This window comes from Roseovarius sp. THAF9 (genome assembly GCF_009363715.1).
Classification (GTDB): domain Bacteria; phylum Pseudomonadota; class Alphaproteobacteria; order Rhodobacterales; family Rhodobacteraceae; genus Roseovarius.
Map to the genome: position 1 here is coordinate 2,782,394 of NZ_CP045404.1, position 19,466 is coordinate 2,801,859.

The 19,466-nt window shown below is 65.0% G+C and carries 15 protein-coding genes; 12 read left to right on the top strand and 3 right to left on the bottom strand.

All coding sequences use genetic code 11. The features are described 5' to 3' along the window. Positions 1-376: 376 nt before the first annotated feature. Positions 377-2,170 carry an autotransporter assembly complex family protein gene (locus FIU86_RS13785; protein ID WP_254703843.1) on the top strand — a complete coding sequence of 598 codons (1,794 nt, stop codon included), beginning with the start codon at positions 377-379 and terminating at the stop codon, positions 2,168-2,170. Beyond that, entirely contained in the window at positions 2,170-6,426 is a 4,257-nt protein-coding gene (locus tag FIU86_RS13790; protein ID WP_152475604.1) for a translocation/assembly module TamB domain-containing protein, read from the top strand. The genes FIU86_RS13785 and FIU86_RS13790 overlap by 1 nt, the downstream gene beginning before the upstream one ends. On the opposite strand, the gene FIU86_RS13795 is transcribed toward FIU86_RS13790, so the two are convergent. Beyond that, positions 6,420-7,328, bottom strand: a complete 909-nt coding sequence (locus FIU86_RS13795) for a hydrogen peroxide-inducible genes activator (protein ID WP_152475605.1) — start codon at positions 7,326-7,328, stop codon at positions 6,420-6,422. The two genes, FIU86_RS13790 and FIU86_RS13795, sit on opposite strands and share 7 nt — an antisense overlap. A 190-nt stretch (positions 7,329-7,518) precedes the next feature. Here FIU86_RS13795 and katG point away from each other — a divergent pair, with 190 nt between their 5' ends. The 5 genes from katG to FIU86_RS13820 all read left to right on the top strand — a co-directional run bounded on the left by katG (position 7,519) and on the right by FIU86_RS13820 (position 13,006). Then, positions 7,519-9,738: a catalase/peroxidase HPI gene (gene katG, locus FIU86_RS13800; RefSeq protein WP_152475606.1), complete on the top strand. Its 2,220-nt coding sequence runs from the start codon at positions 7,519-7,521 to the stop codon at positions 9,736-9,738. Positions 9,739-9,892: 154 nt separating this feature from the next. Next, a complete protein-coding gene (locus FIU86_RS13805; RefSeq protein WP_152475607.1) occupies positions 9,893-10,447 on the top strand; it encodes a response regulator transcription factor in 555 nt (184 codons plus the stop codon). Between the two features lie 2 nt (positions 10,448-10,449). Then, the gene (locus tag FIU86_RS13810; RefSeq protein ID WP_152475608.1) at positions 10,450-10,842 is read left to right on the top strand and encodes a thiol-disulfide oxidoreductase DCC family protein; all 393 of its coding nucleotides are present in this window, start codon (positions 10,450-10,452) and stop codon (positions 10,840-10,842) included. A 92-nt stretch (positions 10,843-10,934) separates the two neighbouring features. Further along, positions 10,935-11,681 (top strand): isoprenylcysteine carboxylmethyltransferase family protein, encoded by a 747-nt coding sequence (locus tag FIU86_RS13815; protein WP_216647180.1) that lies wholly within the window; start codon positions 10,935-10,937, stop codon positions 11,679-11,681. Beyond that, positions 11,678-13,006, top strand: coding sequence for an AarF/ABC1/UbiB kinase family protein (locus FIU86_RS13820; protein ID WP_152475609.1), 1,329 nt, complete (start codon positions 11,678-11,680; stop codon positions 13,004-13,006). The genes FIU86_RS13815 and FIU86_RS13820 overlap by 4 nt, the downstream gene beginning before the upstream one ends. Here FIU86_RS13820 and FIU86_RS13825 read toward each other — a convergent pair. Further along, entirely contained in the window at positions 13,003-13,143 is a 141-nt protein-coding gene (locus tag FIU86_RS13825) for a DUF2256 domain-containing protein (protein WP_172977509.1), read from the bottom strand. The genes FIU86_RS13820 and FIU86_RS13825 overlap by 4 nt on opposite strands. A gap of 226 nt (positions 13,144-13,369) precedes the next feature. On the opposite strand from FIU86_RS13825, the gene FIU86_RS13830 reads away from it, so the two are divergent. The 3 genes from FIU86_RS13830 to FIU86_RS13840 all read left to right on the top strand — a co-directional run bounded on the left by FIU86_RS13830 (position 13,370) and on the right by FIU86_RS13840 (position 16,982). After that, complete coding sequence (locus FIU86_RS13830; RefSeq protein WP_152475611.1) at positions 13,370-14,950, top strand: ABC transporter substrate-binding protein; 1,581 nt, start codon at positions 13,370-13,372, stop codon at positions 14,948-14,950. An 89-nt stretch (positions 14,951-15,039) separates the two neighbouring features. Next, the gene (locus FIU86_RS13835) at positions 15,040-16,026 is read left to right on the top strand and encodes an ABC transporter permease (protein WP_152475612.1); all 987 of its coding nucleotides are present in this window, start codon (positions 15,040-15,042) and stop codon (positions 16,024-16,026) included. Beyond that, the gene (locus tag FIU86_RS13840) at positions 16,026-16,982 is read left to right on the top strand and encodes an ABC transporter permease (protein WP_152475613.1); all 957 of its coding nucleotides are present in this window, start codon (positions 16,026-16,028) and stop codon (positions 16,980-16,982) included. Before FIU86_RS13835 ends, FIU86_RS13840 begins: the two co-directional genes overlap by 1 nt. Positions 16,983-17,020: 38 nt before the next feature. Here FIU86_RS13840 and FIU86_RS22590 read toward each other — a convergent pair whose 3' ends face one another. Continuing rightward, complete coding sequence (locus FIU86_RS22590; protein ID WP_172977510.1) at positions 17,021-17,188, bottom strand: hypothetical protein; 168 nt, start codon at positions 17,186-17,188, stop codon at positions 17,021-17,023. Between the two features lie 191 nt (positions 17,189-17,379). On the opposite strand from FIU86_RS22590, the gene FIU86_RS13845 reads away from it, so the two are divergent. Further along, entirely contained in the window at positions 17,380-18,375 is a 996-nt protein-coding gene (locus tag FIU86_RS13845; RefSeq protein ID WP_152475614.1) for an ABC transporter ATP-binding protein, read from the top strand. Next, positions 18,372-19,337 carry an ABC transporter ATP-binding protein gene (locus FIU86_RS13850; protein WP_152475615.1) on the top strand — a complete coding sequence of 322 codons (966 nt, stop codon included), beginning with the start codon at positions 18,372-18,374 and terminating at the stop codon, positions 19,335-19,337. The genes FIU86_RS13845 and FIU86_RS13850 overlap by 4 nt, the downstream gene beginning before the upstream one ends. Positions 19,338-19,466 lie beyond the last annotated feature (129 nt).

Genomic DNA, 19,466 nt, shown 5'->3' on the forward strand with positions numbered 1-19,466 from the left:
TTCCCTCTCGCGACGATGGGCAATCGCCTGACACTGCGCGTTCCGATCCGATCGGGCCATTAGCAGGTGGCAAAGATGCTGCGCCGATGCCATGCGTTACGGCAATTGCCTGGACCTTTGACACCACGCGCCTCCCGGGGAGCAGCAGGGACAATACGGCGCACCCGCGTCAACATCGCTTCGGAGAAATCTTGCCGATCACGCAAGTGTTTGCGCCCGATCGCCTTGAAAATGAACTTTCCTGCTGGGAATGCCGCTGCCCCCGTTCTAGTTTGTTGCCGGATGGGGAGACGCGCAGCGCGAAACTGGCGCACGTCGCATTTTTCCCATCGTCACGCCTTGGGCCCGCTGCGGGCCCCGGAAACGGAGCTGCCTGTTGTTCAAGTGTCGTCGCGTCGCGCCCTGGTTTGTCGTTTTGACCCTGCTGTTGATCCGCCCCGTGCTGGCGGTCGAAGCCACGGTACAGGTCCGTGGAGCATCGGAGGACCTGGTCGAGTACCTCAGCAGGTCCTCCCTCAGCGTCGAAACCGCAGAGGCAGAAGACGCGACGGCCCAGGATGTCCTGGCCGCCGCGCGCGCCGATTACGCCCGGATGGTGGGGGCGCTTTATGACGCCGGCTACTACGGTGGCGTGGTCAGCATCCGCGTCGACGGGCGCGAAGCGGCCGACATCTCGCCCATCGCCGGGCCCAGCCGCGTGAACCGTGTCGTCGTGATCGTGCAACCCGGGACGCCTTTCACCTTTTCCCGTGCCGCCATCGGCCCCGTGGCTCCCGAATCCGAACTGCCCGAAGGCTATGCTCGTGGTCAGCGCGCCGGCGCCACCGTCATCCGCGACGCGGCAGAGGCGGGCGTCACCGGCTGGCGCGAGGCCGGCCACGCCAAGGTCGAACTCGACGGCCAGTCGATCACCGCCGACCACCGCAATTCGACACTGGCATCCGAAATCCGCCTGTCCCCCGGCCCCCAGCTGCGCTTTGGCGACCTCGTGATCACGCGCCCCAGCGCCGTGCGCGCCAACCGCATCCGCGCCATCGCCGGCCTGCCCTCAGGCAAGGTCTTCTCGCCCGAAGAACTCGAAGACGCCAGCCAGCGCTTGCGCCGCACCGGCGCGTTCCGCTCGGTCGTGCTGAACGAGGCCGAGGTTCCCAAGCCCGACGGCACGCTCGATATCCAGGCCGAGGTCATCGACGCCAAGCCCCGCCGCATCGGCTTTGGCGCCGAAATCGCCTCGCTCGAAGGCCTGACGCTAAGCGGCTTCTGGTTGCACCGCAACCTTCTTGGCGGCGCCGAACGCCTGCGTATCGAAGGCGAGGTCGGCGGCATCGGCGGCGACTCGGGCGGCATCGACTATCGCCTGTCCGCCCGCTTCGAACGCCCCGCCACCTTCACGCCCGACACCACCGCCTTTCTTCAGGCCCGGGCCGAGGAAGTGGACGAAGAGGACTACCGCCAGCGCACCTTCGAGATCGGCGGCGGCGTGTCGCACATCTTCTCGGACGAGCTAGAAGGCGAGATCGGCATCGCCTATCAATATGCCGAGATCGACGACGACCTCGGCTCGCGCACCAACGAATTGCTGCTCCTGCCCGGCAAGCTGACCTTCGACAATCGCGACGACGCGCTCGACGCCACGGAAGGGTTTTACGTCGGGCTGGAGGCCACGCCGTTTCTTGCGCTCGACGCGGGCGACCCGGCCTTCCGCCTCTATGCCGACGCGCGGACCTACGTGGGCTTTGGTGAAAACGACACGATCGTGCTGGCTGGCCGCGGCCAGATCGGCTCGGTCACCGGCGCATCGCTCGTGGACGTGCCGCCCGACATGCTGTTCTTCTCCGGCGGCTCCAACACCGTGCGCGGCCAGCCTTACCAGTCGCTCGGCGTCGATCTGGGCGGCGGCAACACCAGCGGCGGCCGCTCGTTCCTTGCGTTCTCTGGCGAGGTGCGCGCACGTGTGGCCGACTCCTGGCAGGTTGTGGGCTTTGCCGACACCGGCTTTGTCGGTCGCGACAGCTTCGGCAGCGACAATGGCGACTGGCATTCCGGTGCCGGCTTCGGCATCCGCTACGACACCGGCATCGGCCCGATCCGCTTTGACGTGGCCACCCCGCTCGACGGCGACGCGGGCGAAGACTACGAGTTCTACATCGGTATTGGACAGGCATTTTGATGCGCCTACTGCTTTCTCTCCTTCTCGTTCTCACTTTCGCGATCTCGACGCCCCTGCTCGCCCAGGATCAGGAGGAAGAAGACAAGTCGTTTATCGAGAACTGGCTGCAGGACAACCTCTCCGGCGCGGGCCGCGATGTAACTGTCACCGGCTTTAGCGGCGCTCTTTCGTCCAATGCCACGCTCGAACGACTGACAATCGCCGACGAGAATGGCGTCTGGCTGACGCTGCGCGACGCATCGCTCGTGTGGTCCCGGTCCGCCCTGCTGAGCGGCCGGCTGGAGGTCGAAGAGCTTACTGCCGCCGAAGTCATCCTCGAACGTCTGCCCTCGGGGGGCGAAACCGTCAGCACCGACGACGCCGAGGCGACACAGTTCTCCCTGCCCGAATTGCCGGTCTCGGTAAATGTCGAACTGGTCCAGATCGAAACGGTGGAACTCGGAGAGTCCGTGCTTGGCGAACCGGCCCGGCTGTCGCTGGAAGGCAGCGCCAACCTGGCCGACGGTGAGGGCACCGCCAACCTCGCCATCCAGCGGCTGGACCGGCAAGACAGCCTGACTTTCGAAGGCTCTTTTGCGAACGAAAGCCGCGTCCTTGCGATCGATCTCGATTTCCAGGAAGGCCCCGAAGGCATCGTCTCCACCCTGCTCGGCATCCCGGAGACGCCCGCTCTGCGTCTGCAGGTGACCGGCGACGCCCCCCTGTCGGATTTCTCCGCTCGCATCCTGCTCAGCTCCGATGGCCAAGAACGCTTTGGCGGCACCGTGAATGTCGGCGCCATCGACGGCGACGACACCCAAGGCTACACGTTTGCCGCAGATCTTGATGGCGACCTACGCCCGCTCTTCGAGGAACAGTTTCAACCCTTCTTCGGCGAAGCCACCCGCCTCTCCGTCTCCGGTCAGACCGAGGCCAGCGGTCGGCTGGTGCTCGACGAACTGGCCCTCGCCTCCGAGGCGCTGGAGCTTCAGGGCAACCTAGCGCTCTCGGCCTCCGGCTGGCCGGAAACGCTCCAGCTTGAGGGCCGTATCGGAAGCGACGAGGGCGACGTCGTGCGCCTTCCGATTTCCGGCGCGCCGACAACCCTTCAAAACGCCCGGCTCACCGCCAGCTTCGATGCCGCACAGGACGATGCCTGGCAGGCCGAAATGCAGATCGTCGACCTCGTTCAGGAAAACGGATTGCAACTGGATCGTGCCACGCTTTCGGGCACGGGCCAGATCACGGATGCCCCCGACAGATCCTTTTCGGGCGACATCACCTTCAATACCGAAGGCGTGGATCATTCCGATCCCGCGCTGGCCGAGGCCATTGGCGCCGCGCCGGCGGGCAGCATGACCCTCGACTGGCAACAGGATCAGCCTCTTGTGATCGACGCGCTCGACGTCGAAAGCGGCAACGTCACCCTCACCGCCAACGGTGAACTCGAAAGCCTCGAAGACGGCTTTCCCTTCACCGGCAGCGCGACGCTGAACGCCGCCGACCTGTCGCGCTTTGCGGCCATCTCGAACCAAGATATCTCCGGCGCCGCAAATGCGACGCTGGAAGGCACCGGCACGCTTCTGGGCGGGTCCTTCGATATCGAACTCGAGGCCGAAACCAACGATCTGGCCATCGGCCAACCGCGCCTCGACCCGCTGATGACCGGCCAGGGCACCCTGTCGCTGGCCGCGCGCCGCGACACCACCGGCACCGTGCTTGAGCGGCTCACTATCCAGACGCAGGCCATCGCCGCCAACGCCTCGGGCCGGCTCGATGCCGATGATGGCCAGCTGGACATCGAGGCACGGCTGAAGAACGTCGCGCAAGTCGAGCCCACGCTGTCCGGCCCTGCCACACTGACGACATCCGTCAACTGGAGCACCGGCGATGCCCTCAACATCTCCGCGCTCGAAGCCACCTTGGCCGAAGCCACGCTGACCGGCAGCGGCGCGGTCTTCCCCGAAGACCCCAACCTGCCCGCCGAAGGCAAGGTGACGCTCGCGGCGCAGGACCTCTCGCGCTTTGCCCAACTGGCGGGTCGTGACCTGGACGGCGCGGCGACTGTCGTGCTCGAAGGTTCCGGGCGCATCCGCGGCGGCGCGTTCGACATCGTGCTCGACGCCGAAACCAACGATGTCGAAATCGGCGAGCCGCGCGTCGACGCGCTGATGAACGGCGCAGGCACAGTGTCCATCGCCGCACAGCGCGACACCGACGGCACCGTGCTCGAACGCTTCTCGGTCCGAACGCCGGCGCTCGAGGCCGACGCCTCGGGCCGGCTCGATTCCGATGACGGCGAAGTGACCCTCAAGGCTGCCATCGCAGACCTCGCCCGGATCGAGCCGCGCATGTCCGGGCCCGCCACCCTCGACACCGCCGCAACCTGGGAAAAGGGCGGCGCGGTCACCATCTCGCGGCTCGAAGCCTCCGGTGCTGGCACGACGCTTTCGGCGACAGGCGCCGTCTTCCCCGACGATGCACTGCTGCCGGTCGAAGGCCAGATGATGCTGAATGCCAGCGACCTGTCGCGCCTCGCGCCGCTTCTGAACCGTCCGCTGACCGGCAGCCTCGACATGACGCTCGAAGGCTCTGGCCAGGTACGCGGCCGCACGCTCGACATCACCACGGATATCGACGGCTCCAACCTGCGCACCGGCATCGCCCAACTCGATCAGCTGATCGCCGGCAGCATCGACGCCCGCGCCTCCGTCGCACTGGGCGAGTCCGCGCCCGGCATCCGCTACATCGACATCCAGACGCCGCGCGTGACCGTCGATGCCGAAGGCAGCGGCCCCGGCGCACCGGTCAACCTGTCGGCCCGGCTTGCAGACCTTGGCATTTTCGTTCCCGATTTCCCCGGCGCGGTCTCGGCCAATGGCACGATCACGATCGTCGACCGGGCCGGCGAACAGATCCGCCTGTCGCTCAATGCGTCCGGCCCTGGCGGCACCAATGCCCGCGTCAACGGGTCGATCAACGGCTACGGCAACAGCCTCGATCTCGACGTGAACGGCTCTGCGCCCCTCGCGCTGGCCAATCCGTTCCTCGCGCCGCGCTCCATCACCGGACTTGCCAATTTCGACCTCAGCGTCAACGGCCCGCCTGCGCTGAATTCCCTGTCGGGTGTGATCAACGTCTCGGACGGCCGCGTCGCCCTGCCCCGCCTGTCGTCCGCCATCACCGGCATCACCGGCGCTGTCCGCCTGGCCTCGGGCCGGGCCGAAACAAACATTACCGCCTCGATGGGCACCGGCGGCAATTTTCGCGTGCGCGGGCCGATCACCCTGTCGGCGCCGTTCAACGCCAATCTGGAGGCCGCGCTGAACGATCTGGTCGTGACCGACCCCGACCTTTACACCACTACCCTGTCGGGCCAGGTCGGCATCAACGGCCCGCTGACAGGCGGCGCCACCATCGGCGGCACCGTCAACCTGGGCCGGACCGAGCTGCGCGTGCCGTCGGGAAGCGGCACCCGCACCCCCGGCGACATTCCCGAGATCACCCATATCGGCGAGCCCGCCGACGTGCGTCGAACCCGCGCCCGCGCCGGGATCATCGGCCAGGACAGCGGCGGCACTCCCGTCGCCTTCCCACTGGATCTTGTCATCAACGCGCCGAACCGGATCTTCGTGCGCGGGCGCGGCCTTGACGCCGAGCTGGGCGGTCGCTTGCGCCTTCAGGGCACCACCGCCGACGTCGTGCCCAGCGGCCTCTTCGAACTCATTCGCGGACGGCTCGATATTCTGGGCCGCCGTCTTGACCTGACCGAAGGCGTGATCGACCTGCGCGGTGCGCTCGACCCCTACCTGCGCTTCGTAGCCGAAACCGAGAATGACGGCATCCTCGTGCGCACCATCATTGAGGGGCTGGCAAGCTCGCCTTCCGTCCGCTTCGAATCCGTCCCCGACCTGCCGCAGGACGAGGCCGTGGCCCGCCTGCTCTTCGGGCGCGGCCTCGACGACATCTCGGCCTTCCAGGCGGCCCAGCTTGTCGCCGCCGCCGCCACGCTTTCGGGCCAGCGCTCGGGCGGTCTGGACATTCGCGGGGCCCTCGGCCTCAGCAATCTCGACGTGTCCACGTCCGAGGACGGCGCGACACAGGTCACCGCCGGCGCTTACCTGTCGGAAAACCTCTATTCCGAGGTCACCGCCGACAGCGAAGGCAATCAGGAGATCAATCTCAACCTCGACATCGGGCGTAACCTGACTGTCAAGGGCTCGACCAGCACCACAGGCAACACCGGCGTCGGCATCTTCTTCGAAAAGGATTACTGAGCCGCCTCGCGCGGTTCAGACTCATCCTGCGTCAGCAGGTCAGCGATCGCGCGGAACCGTTCGGCCAGCGGGCTGGTCTTGCGCCAGACCATGCCGACTTGGCGCTTGGGCTGTGGGTCACGGAACCGCGCCACCGACACCGGCGCCGACCGGGTTTCCACCGGCACCGCCATTTCGGGGATCAGCGTAACCCCCATCCCCGCGCCCACCATCTGAACCAATGTCGACAGCGATGTGCCCTCCAGGCCGTCACGCAGCCCGCCACCGGGGATGTTGCAAAAGGCAAGCGCCTGGTCGCGAAAGCAATGCCCTTCCTCCAGCAGCAACAGCCGCCGCATGTGCAGGGTCGTCACGTCCGGCACCGGCGCATGCGCCTCGGCCTCGGGCCGCACCAACATCATCGGCTCCTCGAAGACCGGGTATTCTTCCAGCGACCGCTCCGACACCGGCAGAGCGACAAGGGCCAAATCCAGCCCGCCCTCACCCAGATCGGCGATCAGCCTTGGCGTGATACTCTCGCGCACCTGCACGTCCAAGTCGGGAAACGCCGCATTCAGCCGCGTCAGGAACCGCGGCAGAAGATAAGGCGCGATCGTCGGAATGACGCCCAGCCGCAGCCGCCCGCTCAATCCCTCCTGCGCCTTGCGCGCAAGGTCCGACAACTCGTCGACCGACCGCAGGATCTCGCGCACCCGCTCGGCAAACTCCACGCCAAACCCGGTCAACCGCACCTCGCGCGTCGTGCGCTCGAAGAGCGCCGCGCCCGCCGAGGCCTCCAATGCCTTTATCTGCACCGACAGCGCCGGCTGGGTGACCGCGCAAATCTCGGCGGCCCGCCCGAAATGGCCAGTACGGGCCAGCACCTCGAAATAGCGCAACTGTTTCAGTGAGATATTTTTCATAAGAAATATTTATCAATTCAATCAATAAATGCAACTTATTCTCATTGAAATGCCTTGCTATGCTTCGCACCAGAAAAGCGATTCCCGCGTTGCACAACGCGCGGCAATGCTTACGTCTTTTAAACAAGCAATCGGCCCCGGATCATACGCATCCGGGCGCAGTCAGACAGCAAACCGTGGGAGAGACTCAATGGACGGCAACGATCTCGAAAACTCCGGCAAATGCCCGGTCATGCATGGTGCGACGCGGTTCAGCGTCCAGTCCAACCGCGATTGGTGGCCGAACCAACTGAACCTCAAGATCCTGCATCAGAACACCCCTGAATCCGACCCGATGGGTCCGGATTTCAGCTATGCCGAAGCCTTCAAGGGCCTCGACATGGACGCGCTGAAAAAAGACCTCAAGGCGCTGATGACCGACAGCCAGGATTGGTGGCCAGCAGACTATGGTCACTATGGCGGCTTCTTCATCCGCATGGCGTGGCACTCGGCGGGCACCTACCGCACCTCCGACGGGCGCGGCGGCTCGCGCTCGGGCACGCAACGGTTCGCCCCGCTCAACAGCTGGCCCGACAACGGCAACCTCGACAAGGCCCGTCGCCTGCTCTGGCCGATCAAGCAGAAATACGGAAATGCCATTTCTTGGGCAGACCTGATGATCCTCGCCGGCAACGTGGCGATTGAGGACATGGGCGGCCCGATCTTCGGCTTCGGCGGCGGCCGCAAGGACGTCTTCGAGCCCGAGGAAGACGTTTATTGGGGCTCGGAAAAAGAGTGGCTTGCCACGTCGGACAAACCCAACAGCCGCTATTCCGGCGACCGCAAGCTGGAAGACCCGCTTGCCGCCGTGCAGATGGGCCTGATCTACGTTAATCCCGAAGGCCCCGACGGCCAGCCAGACCCGCTCGCCTCGGCCCGCGACATCCGTGAAACCTTCGCCCGTATGGCGATGAACGACTATGAAACCGTCGCGCTCACCGCCGGCGGCCACACCTTCGGCAAGGCGCACGGCGCGGGCGACCCCTCGCATGTGGGCGCCGAGCCCGAAGGCGGCGCGATGGAGGCACAGGGCTTCGGCTGGCTCTCCACCTACGGCTCTGGCAAAGGCCGCGACGCGATCACGTCCGGTATAGAAGGTGCGTGGACGCCCAACCCCACCGCATGGGACATGGGCTATTTCGACGTGCTCTTCGGCTACGAATGGGAACTGGTCAAAAGCCCCGCCGGCGCGTGGCAATGGCAGCCCAAAGACCAGAAGCCCGAGGATATGGCCCCCGATCCCGAGGAGCCCTCGACCCGCAACCAGCACATCATGATGACCACCGCCGACATGGCGATGCGCATGGATCCCGAGTACGAGAAGATCTCGCGCCACTTCCATGCCAATCCCGACGAGTTCGCCGATGCCTTCGCGCGCGCATGGTTCAAGCTGACCCATCGCGACATGGGTCCGCGCAACATGTATCTGGGCAACGAAGTGCCCGACGAAGTGCTGATCTGGCAGGATCCGGTGCCGGAAGTCGACCATCCGCTGGTCGACGAGGCGGACGTGAAAACGCTCAAGGCCAAGCTGCGCGATTCCGGTCTGTCGGTCTCGGAACTGGCCTACACGGCATGGTCCTCGGCCTCGACCTTCCGCGGCTCGGACATGCGCGGCGGTGCCAACGGCGCGCGCATCCGTCTTGCCCCGCAAAAGGACTGGGACGTCAACCAGCCCGAGCAACTGGCCAAGGTCCTGAAGGTGCTCGAGGGTATCAAGGCCGACTTCGACGCGTCCGCCTCGGGCGGCAAGAAGATCTCGCTGGCCGACCTCATCGTTCTGGGTGGTAACGCCGCGGTCGAGGCGGCGGCCAAGGCCGGCGGTCACGAAGTCACCGTGCCCTTTACCCCGGGCCGGACCGACGCCACCGACGAGATGACCGACGCCGAATCCTTTGAGATCATGGAGCCGCAGGCCGACGGGTTCCGCAACTACCTCTCCGGCGACTTCACCGTGTCTGCCGAGGAACTGATGATCGACCGCGCGCATCTGCTGGGCCTCTCGGCGCCGCAGATGACCGTTCTGATCGGCGGGTTGCGGATGCTGGGCACCAACTACGGCGGCACGGCGCATGGCGTCTTCACCGACCGTGTCGGCACGCTCAGCAACGACTTCTTCGTCAACCTGATGGACATGGGCACCGTCTGGGAAGCGACCGACGACAAGGGCATGACCTTCATCGGGAAGGACCGCAAGACCGGCGACAAGAAGTGGGACGCGACCCGCTGCGACCTCGTCTTCGGCTCGAACTCGCAACTGCGGGCGCAAGCCGAGGTCTACGCCCAGGCCGACAATGGCGGCAAGTTCGTCAAGGACTTCGTCAAGGCATGGGCCAAGGTCATGGATGCCGACCGGGTCCAACCGGGCTAAGGGCCTGATGCCAGGCTAGAAAATCAGACGGCGCCTCGGATCATCCCGGGGCGCCGTCGGCGTTTCGGTGCCCCCCTGCGCAAACTGTCGCACCCCGGACCCGGCAGTCATCCAACCCCGTCCCGCGCACGTATCAGGTGCAAGAGAGGATGATATGACAAAGCTACCCAAAGACACCACGCTCCTGATCGTCGAGAATGACGACGTCTTCCGCGAGCAATTGTCCAAGGTCATGGCCAGCCGTGGCTTTGACCCCATTCCGGCCGCGACCGTGAGCGAGGCCGCCGCCGCGATCGACACGCGACAACCTGCCTTCGCCATCATCGACCTGCATCTCGGCGAAGGCTCGGGACTCGAGGTGATCGAAATGCTGAAGAAACAGCGCAAATCGGCCCGCGCCCTCGTGCTGACCGGCTATGGCGACACACCCACTGCCGTGGCGGCGGTCAAGCTCGGCGCCATCGACTATCTCGCCAAGCCCGCCGATGGGGACGAAATCGTGGATGCCCTGCTGGCCGCGGAAGGGGTGCAGCCCCCGGCACCGCAAAACCCGATTTCGCCCGAGGAGGCCAAGCGCGTGCATATCGAACGTTTCTTGGAACGCACAGACGGCAACATTACAAAGACTGCACAGTTGCTGAACATGCACCGCCGCACCCTTCAGCGGATACTGAAGCGCGAGCCCGAACTCGGCAAGGACCCGGGCTGATCGTGCAGGGCGCAGATGATACTCGGCTGACGGTCTACTACGACGGGTCCTGCCCGCTATGCCGTGCTGAAATAGGCTTCTATCAGAAACGCGACCGGGCAGATCGCATCAATTTCACCGACATCTCGCGCAGCCCGGCAGACCCCGCACCCGACCTTGACCGCGATGCGGCAATGGGCCGGTTCCACACTCGCCGCCCCGACGGCACCCTAGTGTCCGGAGCCGCCGGTTTCTTCGAGGTGTGGAAACGCCTGCCCGGCTGGCGACACCTTGCAAAACTCTCGCGCATTCCGGGCGTCGTGCCGCTTGCCGAATTGGCATACCGCGCGTTCCTCATCCTGCGTCCGGCCCTCGTGCGCCTGCTCGGTCCCATGCTGCGTCGCCGGTCGGCCTGACCATGCCCGAACCCGCTCCATTCAGACGGTTTCTCGTTTTGCTGCGCGGCAACTTTTCGCCCGAACCGGGCGCGCGCCGGATCATCACGGCTTTGCTGATCGGCGCGGTCGTCCACAGCATCTTCGCCATCGCGGTTGTTTCCATGATCGTCGGCATGTTTTTCGGCATGAGCCGCGCCTTCGGCAGCGTTCCTGCCCTGTGGCACTGGCTCGCGAACGCGGCCCTTTTGCTGCAATTTCCCCTCGCCCATTCGCTTTTGCTGAACGGCCGCGGCCCGCGCATCGTGGCGCGGATTGTACCCGGGCAATACGGCGGCACGCTCGCGACCAGTACCTTCGCCATCATCGCCTCGCTTCAGCTTGCCGCGCTTTTTCTCCTCTGGACGCCCTCCGGCATCGTCTGGTGGCAGCCGGACGGTGCCATCTTCGCGGCGCTCTGCACCGCCTACGCTGCCTCTTGGCTATTGCTGATCAAGGCCAGCATCGACGCCGGCGCCGAGGTACAGTCGGGCGCCTTGGGTTGGATGTCGATGCTGCAGGAGATCAAACCGCGCTATCCGGATATGCCCCGAACCGGCCTCTTTCGCATCATACGACAGCCGATCTACGTGTCCTTCGCGCTTACCACCTGGACCGTTCCTGTCTGGACGCCTGACCAGCTTTTGCTTGCAAGCGTTTTCACGGCCTACTGCCTTCTTGCTCCGGTTCTCAAAGAACGTAGGTTCCGCGCGCGCTACGGCGCAAAGTTCGACGCCTACCAGGCCAAGGTGCCCTATGCCGTGCCGCGCTTTACCGCCGGGTCCCCAGCGCCAAATCCCAGCTCACGAGACCACGGATGAACGACCAGAACCCACCCGACCGCAAACGCGCCGCCCGCATTCCCACCGGGCGCTTCAACCGCATGGCCCGGACCGGCGGCATGGCGACTGCATTGGCGGGCAACGTCGCCACGCGCGGCGGATGGGAATTGTTGCGCGGCCGCAAACCCCGGCTGCAGGACCTGCTGATGACACCGTCCAACGTCACCCGCGTGGCCGATCACTTGGCGAACATGCGCGGGGCCGCCATGAAAGCGGGGCAGCTTCTGTCGATGGAAACCGCCGACATGCTGCCGCCAGAGCTGGCCGAGATCCTCGCCCGCCTGCGCGCCGACGCCCAGTTCATGCCGCCCTCGCAGCTGAAAAAGGTTCTGGCCGGCAATTGGGGCCGCGACTTTCTGCGCCATTTCAAACGCTTCGACGTGCACCCCATTGCCGCCGCGTCGATCGGACAGGTGCACCGCGCCCAGACCCGCGACGGACGCGACCTCGCGATCAAGGTGCAATATCCCGGCATCCGCGACAGCATCGACAGCGACATGCGCAACCTCGGCCTGATCCTACGCCGGTCCGGCATGATGCCCGCCAGCTTCGACACGGACCGCATGCTGACCGACGCCGCCGCGCAGCTGCACGAGGAAACCGACTACGCGCGCGAAGCCGCCGCACTTAATCGTTTCCGCTCACATCTCGCGGATGACGCCGATTTCGTCCTGCCTGAGGTGCACGACGACCTCAGTACGCGCGACATCCTTGCCATGACTTTTGTCGAAGGCCAAAGCATCGACACCGCATCGGAACTGGATCAGCCCACCCGCGACCGCATCGCAACCGCGCTCGTCACGCTGACCCTGCGAGAGCTTTTCGAACTGCACGACATGCAGACCGACCCCAACTTCGCAAACTACCGCTACCAGCCCGACACCGGCCTTATCGTGCTGCTGGATTTCGGCGCGACGCTGCAATTCGAGCCCGGGCGCGTGGACAGCTACCGCGCCCTATTCAACGCCGCGCTGACCGGGGACGACGACGCGGCCTGGGATGCGATGATCGCCATCGGCCTCGTGGGTGCCGACACGTCTGACACCGACCGCGCCCACATCCTGCGCCTCTTTGGGATCGCCGCCGAACCGCTGCGCCAAGGCGGCACGCTCGATTTCGCAACCTGCGGCCTCTTGGCCCGCCTGCGCCGCGAGGGGTTGCTCTTGGCCGACGAACAGGTCGACATCCACGCGCCGCCCACCGACACGCTCTTGCTGCAACGCAAGGTGCTGGGCTGCTACCTACTTGCCGAACGTCTGGGTGCGAGGGTCGATCTCGACCCGATCCTCGCGCGGTTCGCCTAATCCTTCGACCGTGCCCGCTTGCACCGTTCCGAGCAATAGCGCACCTCGTCCCAGACCTTTTCCCACTTCTTGCGCCACGTGAACGGTCGACCGCAGGCCGCACAAACCTTCGTAGGCAAATCCGATTTTCGTCGCATTTTCACAGCTTTCGCAGGCCCTCTGTCGCTCTATCCGTGCCCTCGCAAGCTAGCCCGAAACGCCGCGCCGTCACCCTGCCAAACGCCCATCCCGACGGTTTGCCCTTCCGTTTTTCACGTGACGTGAAGGCATCTGACCATTCGTTTGCTTGCAGCGCCGGACCACTCAGTTATGTTTTCGGGATCAGCCCGAGGATCAACCCGGGCGAAATCCAGGGAGACTTTCATGAAAACCAAGACAGTCCTTGCCGCCGCACTGCTCGCCACCACGGCGATGACCGGCGCATCGGCCGAAACGCTGCGATGGGCCCGCGCGGGCGATTCGCTGACGCTCGACCCCCACGCCCAGAACGAAGGGCCGACGCACACTCTCTCGCACCAGATCTACGAACCACTGATCATCCGTGACCACTCGGGTGAGTTCCAGGCCGCGCTGGCGACCGACTGGGCGCCCAAGGAAAGCGACCCGAACGTCTGGGTCTTCAACCTGCGTCAGGGCGTCACCTATCACGACGGCGCCGACTTCACCGCCGAGGACGTGGTGTTTTCGATCAACCGCGCCAAGTCCGAAACATCGGCGATGAAGGAACTCCTGACCTCGATCACCGAGGTGCGCGCCGTTGACGATCACACCGTCGAATTCGTCACCGACGGTCCCAACCCGATCCTTCCGGCCAACCTCACCAACCTCTTCATGATGGACAAGGGCTGGGCCGAGGAAAACGACGCCGTCGCCGTTCAGGATGTGGCGGGCGGCGAAACAACCTTTGCCTCGTCCAACACCAACGGCACCGGCGCCTTTACGCTGGTCAGCCGCGAACCGGACGTGAAGACGGTGCTGGAAGCGAACGAGAATTACTGGGGCAAGGATGAGTTCCCCCTCGACGTGACCGAGATCATTTACACCCCGATCCAGAACGCCGCCACCCGCGTGGCAGCGCTGCTCTCGGGCGAGGTCGACTTCATCCAGGACGTGCCGGTGCAGGATTTGGGCCGGGTCGGCGACACCGAGGGCCTTGTCGTCAAGACCGCGCCGCAGAACCGCGTGATCTTCTTCGGCATGAACATGGGCGCCGACGATATCGAGAATGACGACGTCGATGGCGCCAACCCGCTGGCCGACGCCAAGGTGCGCAAGGCGATGTCCATGGCAATCAACCGCGACGCCATCAAGCAGGTCGTCATGCGTGACCAGTCCCAGCCCGCGGGCATGATCGCCCCGCCCTTCGTCAACGGCTGGAACGAGGAAATGGACAGCAGCGCGACCACTGACATCGAGGCCGCCAAGGCCCTGATGGAAGAGGCCGGTTATGGCGACGGCTTCAGCATCCAGCTCGACTGCCCCAACGACCGCTACGTCAACGACGAGGCGATCTGCCAGGCGGCCGTCGGGATGCTGGCGCAGATCGGCGTCACCGTGAACCTGGATGCCAAACCCAAGGCACAGCACTTCCCGCTCATCGAGAACGGCGAGACGGATTTCTACATGCTGGGCTGGGGCGTTCCGACCTACGATTCGGAATATATCTTCAACTTCCTCGTCCACACCCGCGGCGACGAGCGCGGCAGCTGGAACGGCACCGGCTATTCCAACCCCGAGCTTGACGAAAAAATCGTCAGCCTCGCCTCGGAAACCGATCTCGAGGCGCGCAACGCCACGATCAACGAGATCTGGCAGGTGGTTCAGGAAGAACAACTTTACATTCCGATCCACCACCAGGTGCTGAACTGGGGCATGACCGACGCGGTCGGCACCGAAGTCAGCCCCGAGGACGATCCCAAGTTCAAGTTCTTCGAAATGAACTAAGCCAATCGCGGGCGGCCTTCCGGGGCCGCCTGCCTGCCGTCACGGGCCAGCACATGAACCGCGCGTGACGACCGCTTCGGGGGCGAAACATGCTAGCATATATAATCCGGCGCGTGGCCCAGTCCGTGCTCGTGCTTCTCGTGGTGGGCCTCGTGGCCTTCGCGATGTTCCGGTTCGTCGGCGATCCGGTCGACAACATGCTCGGCCAGGAACGCACCGTCGCCGATATCGAACGGCTGCGCTCCGAACTCGGCCTCGATCAGAATTTCGCCGTCCAGTACTACAAGTTTCTGACCAACGCCGTGCAGGGCAATTTCGGTCTCAGCTACCGGCAGGGCCGGCCCGTGGCCGATATCCTGATCGAACGCCTGCCCGCCACGCTGGAACTGGCCTTCGTCTCGGGGCTTCTGGCACTTATCGGCGGCATCGGGCTTGGCATCTACACCGCAATCCGAAGGCGCGGGATCTCGGCCAACATCATCATGACCGCCTCGCTCATAGGGGTGTCGCTGCCCACCTTCCTGATCGGCATCCTGCTGATCTACGTCTTCTCGGTCGAGCTTGGCTGGCTGCCCAGTTTCGGGCGCGGCGAGGTGACCTTCGTCAACGGCTGGTCCACCGGGTTCCTGACCAAATCCGGGCTTCAGGCGCTCATCCTGCCCGCCATCACGCTGGGCCTTTACCAGATGACCCTGATCATGCGGCTGGTGCGCACCGAGATGCTCGAGGTGCTGCGCATGGATTACATCCGCTTCGCCCGCGCCCGCGGCATCCGCGAACGCGCGATCAACTTCCGCCATGCGCTGAAGAACACGCTGGTGCCTGTGATCACCATCACCGGGCTTCAGTTGGGATCCATCATCGCCTTCGCCATTATCACTGAAACCGTGTTCCAGTGGCCCGGCGTCGGCCTTCTCTTCATCAACGCGATCCAGTTCGTCGACATCCCCGTGATGGCCGCCTACCTGATGATGATCTCCGTCATGTTCGTGGGCATCAACCTGATCGTCGACATGCTCTATTTCGCCATCGACCCGCGCCTGCGCGTGGACCGCAGCGCTGCAGGAGGCCACTGATGACCGATACACCCGTCACATCACCGGCGCCTAAAGTGCGCGACAGCCGCTTTCGCCGCATCTGGGAAAGCGATTTCATGTGGTCCTTCCGGCACGCACCGGTGGCCATCGCCTCTTTCGCGGTGGTACTGATCCTGATCCTCTCGGCCGTCTTCGCGCCGCTCATCGCGCCGTTTGACCCGTTCAACCCGGCCTCGCTGAACCTGATGAATGGCTTCACCCCGCCGGGCGAGGCCAACGCCTTTACCGGCGATACCTTTATCCTCGGCACCGACGACCAAGGCCGCGACGTCTTCTCGACCATCCTCTACGGGATGCGCATATCGCTCTTCGTGGGCTTCGCCGCCGTCTTCCTCGCCATGCTGATCGGCATCACGCTGGGGCTGATCGCGGGCTATGTCGGGGGCTGGACCGAGACGATCATCATGCGCATCGCCGATGTGCAGCTGACCTTTCCGGCGATCCTCGTCGCCATGCTGATCTTCGGCATTGCCAAGGGCATCACGCCGCCCGCCTATCGCGACCAGATGGCGCTCTGGGTGCTGATCCTCGCCATCGGCCTGTCCGACTGGGTGCAGTTCGCCCGCGTGGTGCGCGGCACAACGCTGGTGGAAAAGAACAAGGAATACGTTCAGGCCGCCCGCCTGATCGGGCGCTCGCCCGTCATCATCATGCTCAAGCACATCCTGCCCAATGTGCTCAACCCGGTGCTGGTCATTGCCACGATTTCGCTGGCCCTCGCCATCATCGCAGAGGCCACGCTCAGCTTCCTCGGCGTCGGCGCCCCGCCCACCAAACCCTCGCTCGGCACGCTCATCCGCATCGGGCAGGAGTTCATGTTCTCCGGCGAATGGTGGATCCTGCTCTTCCCGGCCGGCACCTTGCTGGCGCTGGCGCTCTCGATCAACCTGCTGGGCGACTGGCTGCGCGACGCACTGAACCCGAGGCTCAGATGACGGGCACGCTTTTTCCTACCCGGCAGGGCGGCAGCGGGTCACTCCGCGTCGTCCGCGCTTTCACGGATGCACCAGCGGTTGTCGACGGCAACCCACTCGATATCACCCTCGGTGGCGTGGACCGTGACCGTGCCGGCATCCGACGACAATATACCCGCACCGATTGTTGTCAGGAACAGCGCAAACGCTTCGCTGGTCAAACACATGACTATACTCCTTCAGACCTGCGCCTCATCGGCCTGTCACATGCCCGGCGCGCGTCGGCGGCAGGACAGATCGAGGCCCCCTGCAATCATGCAGCGGCGCACACGTCCCTAAGGTTAAGATACAGTGCGCCGCTCAAATGTCCCGAAAATGCAGGGCAAATCCGCGTGATGCTTGCGAAAGGTCTTCCCGTATGACCGACACTCCCATCCTCTCCGTCCGCGACCTGACCGTGGAAATTCCCACCCGGCACGGCATCCTGCGCCCCGTGGATCACGTCAGCTATGACATCCGCGCGGGCGAGATCCTCGGCGTCGTGGGCGAATCCGGCGCCGGGAAATCCATGACCGGCAACGCCGTTATCGGCCTTCTGGACCCGCCCGCGCGCATCACCGGCGGCGCGGTTCTGCTGAAGGGCGAACCCATCCATGACATCCCGCGCGCCAAGCTGCGCCGCCTGCGGGGCAAGCACATGGGCATGATCTTTCAGGATCCGCTGACGTCGCTCAACCCGCTCCTGACCATCGGCGACCAGCTGACCGAGACCATCACCGAGCACCTGAACGTGAGTCAGGACGAGGCCGGCAAGCGCGCCATTGCGGCGCTGGACGAGGTCGGCATCCCCGCCGCCTCCGCACGCATCGGCAGCTATCCGCACGAGTTCTCCGGCGGTATGCGCCAGCGTGTGGTGATCGCACTCGCCCTCTGCGCCGAGCCGGAACTGGTCATCGCCGACGAGCCCACCACCGCGCTCGACGTCTCGGTGCAGGCCCAGATCGTTTCCCTTCTGAAACGCCTCTGCCGCGAACGCGGCGTGGCGGTCATGCTGGTCACCCACGACATGGGCGTGATCGCCGAGGCCGCCGACCGCGTCGCCGTCATGTATGCCGGCCGCCTGGCCGAACTTGGCCCGGTGCGCGAGGTCATCACCAACGCCCACCACCCCTATACCGCAGGGCTCATGGCCTCGACCCCGCTCGCCAGCGTGGGGCAAAAGCGCCTGAAACAGATCCCCGGCGCCATGCCCCGCCTGGGCGCCCTGCCCGACGGCTGCGCTTTCCACCCCCGCTGCGAATATGCCGAAGCCAAATGCCGCCGCGAACCCGGCCCCAGCATCGAGGCCTGCGACGGCCGCGCCGCCTGCTGGTTCCCGCTCGGCACCACGCAAGAGGAGGACACCGTCGCATGAGCGCCCAGATCTCCATCCGCAACCTCACCCGCCGCTTCGACGTCTCGAAACCGTGGCTCAACCGCGTGATCGAACGGCTGAACAAGGCGTACCTGACGGCCGTCTCGGACGTCTCCTTTGATATCGAGGAGAACAGCGTCTACGCCCTCGTTGGCGAAAGCGGCTCGGGCAAGTCCACCATCGGCAAGATCGTCGTCGGCCTCACCCCGCCCTCGGAAGGCAGCGTCGAGATCAACGGCACCGATCTGGCGACTGAGACCGACGCGTCCAAGATCGAAGCGGTCCGCGACGAGATCCAGATGATCTTTCAGGATCCCTTCGCCTCGCTGAACCCGCGCTGGCGGGTGCGCGACATCATCGCCGAACCGGTCGCGGCCAAGGGCGGCGACACCTCCGGCCTCGCGGAACGCCTACTGGAACAGGTCGGGCTTTCCGCCGCCGACGCCTCCAAGTACCCGCACGAGTTCTCTGGCGGTCAGCGCCAGCGGATCTGCATCGCCCGCGCGTTGGCGTCGGAGCCCAAGATCATCGTCTGCGACGAGCCCACCTCTGCGCTCGACGTCTCGGTGCAAAGCCAGGTCCTGAACCTCATGTCCGACCTGCGAGAGGAGTTCGGGCTGACCTACCTCTTCATCAGCCACGACCTGACCGTTGTGCGCCACATGGCCGACCGCATCGGCGTGCTCTACCTTGGCCGGCTGGTCGAGGAAGCGCCGCGCGACGCGCTCTTCACCGACCCCAAGCATCCCTATACCCAGATGCTGTTCGACGCGGCCCCCCGCATGGATGCCTTCGGGCGCGAGGTCGATCCCCCCAAGGGCGAAATCCCCGACGCGATCAACCCGCCGTCGGGCTGCGCCTTTCATCCCCGCTGCCCCATCGCCATCGACAGATGCAGCAAGGAACGCCCCGAGATGCGCCAACTGGGCCAGACCCGCGTCGCCTGCCACCGAGCCGAGTAGCGCCGCCCTTTCCTGCGCCCCGGGCTGTGCTAGGTTTGCTCTAGGCGAAACGTGTCCGTGACGCGTCCGCCGCGACGACCGCGTGGTTTTAACGGTGCATGTCAGGGTTGAGGGGTCATCACGAATTGG

What these genes read in the sequence shown, in the direction of transcription:
- FIU86_RS13805 (WP_152475607.1), top strand. Translation starts at nt 9,893, where the DNA reads ATGACAAAGCTACCCAAAGACACCACGCTCCTGATCGTCGAGAATGAC.
- FIU86_RS13820 (WP_152475609.1), top strand. Translation starts at nt 11,678, where the DNA reads ATGAACGACCAGAACCCACCCGACCGCAAACGCGCCGCCCGCATTCCC.
- FIU86_RS13830 (WP_152475611.1), top strand. Translation starts at nt 13,370, where the DNA reads ATGAAAACCAAGACAGTCCTTGCCGCCGCACTGCTCGCCACCACGGCG.
- FIU86_RS22590 (WP_172977510.1), bottom strand. Translation starts at nt 17,188, where the DNA reads ATGTGTTTGACCAGCGAAGCGTTTGCGCTGTTCCTGACAACAATCGGT.
- FIU86_RS13835 (WP_152475612.1), top strand. Translation starts at nt 15,040, where the DNA reads ATGCTAGCATATATAATCCGGCGCGTGGCCCAGTCCGTGCTCGTGCTT.
- FIU86_RS13850 (WP_152475615.1), top strand. Translation starts at nt 18,372, where the DNA reads ATGAGCGCCCAGATCTCCATCCGCAACCTCACCCGCCGCTTCGACGTC.
- FIU86_RS13790 (WP_152475604.1), top strand. Translation starts at nt 2,170, where the DNA reads ATGCGCCTACTGCTTTCTCTCCTTCTCGTTCTCACTTTCGCGATCTCG.
- FIU86_RS13845 (WP_152475614.1), top strand. Translation starts at nt 17,380, where the DNA reads ATGACCGACACTCCCATCCTCTCCGTCCGCGACCTGACCGTGGAAATT.
- FIU86_RS13825 (WP_172977509.1), bottom strand. Translation starts at nt 13,143, where the DNA reads ATGCGACGAAAATCGGATTTGCCTACGAAGGTTTGTGCGGCCTGCGGT.
- FIU86_RS13840 (WP_152475613.1), top strand. Translation starts at nt 16,026, where the DNA reads ATGACCGATACACCCGTCACATCACCGGCGCCTAAAGTGCGCGACAGC.
- katG (WP_152475606.1), top strand. Translation starts at nt 7,519, where the DNA reads ATGGACGGCAACGATCTCGAAAACTCCGGCAAATGCCCGGTCATGCAT.
- FIU86_RS13795 (WP_152475605.1), bottom strand. Translation starts at nt 7,328, where the DNA reads ATGAAAAATATCTCACTGAAACAGTTGCGCTATTTCGAGGTGCTGGCC.